The organism is Psychrobacter sp. Ps6 (assembly GCF_022129235.1).
In the GTDB taxonomy this organism is placed as follows: domain Bacteria; phylum Pseudomonadota; class Gammaproteobacteria; order Pseudomonadales; family Moraxellaceae; genus Psychrobacter.
In genome coordinates, this window is record NZ_JADQAI010000106.1 from 820 (window position 1) to 1,714 (window position 895).

The window sequence follows — 895 nt, forward strand, 5'->3', positions numbered from 1 at the left end:
TGTACTTTGCCTGCTTTTGTATTTGTACAGCTCTTTAATGACGCATAATTTCTTCCAAGAATATAGATCATATCCTGTTTTATCTGATCTGCTGCTTCGTGAGCTAACTCTATTGTTTCATACTCTTTGTAACGACTAGCATTTTTATCTTCATTTAGTGTTGCTAGGTCATGTAACCCTATATATGCAGATTCTCGTTCATGTCTTCGACCATATATAGGTAGCCAACGGCTTTGTTTTTTACTTGGTTTTTTATGAAATTTTTGATTACCAGAAACTAAAGCTGGTTTCGGTAGTTTTGACGTGTTTGCGTAGTATTCAAAATCAAGAGTAAACGAACTATTATCCCAAGTTGCATCTTTATTGGGAGTGAAAAAATGAGAAAGGCGATTATAGTCTTTCGATGTTTGCTTCCCTTTTGGTTTAAACGCGCAAGCTAAAGCATGAATTATTGTTGATTTCCCTGAGCCATTAATACCTACAATTGCTGTAACATTTTTATTTTCCTCAAAATTTATTGTGAGGTCATGTATACCTTTTAAATTATCGATATGTAATTTTTTTAATCGATAATTAAATCGCTTTATTTTTGGCATTATTTTTTTTTGTTCTTCTTCAGCCTTTTTTTGATGCTTGCGATCTCATAGCCTTAATAGTGATGATGTCATTCAACCATAATCCTAACAGTCTAATTTACTGTTCATAATGTATCATTTTTGGCTGCTTTTTAAGAGATTTACTCTGTGTTTTTGTTTATAAATTTTTGATTTATCCTATATAAAAATGCCCAACGATAAACGCTGGGCATGATAGTTCAACTTGCTAGTGATTACTTTTTCTTGGCGTTAGCAAACGCAGCCGCAAAAGCACCACCAAAAGCACTGTCGGTATTGTT

General features: G+C 33.3%; 1 protein-coding gene. It reads right to left on the bottom strand.

The features are described 5' to 3' along the window. A partial coding sequence (locus tag I3255_RS14115; RefSeq protein WP_238039383.1) for an AAA family ATPase occupies positions 1–596 on the bottom strand: 596 nt, incomplete at its 3' end. Positions 597–895 lie beyond the last annotated feature (299 nt).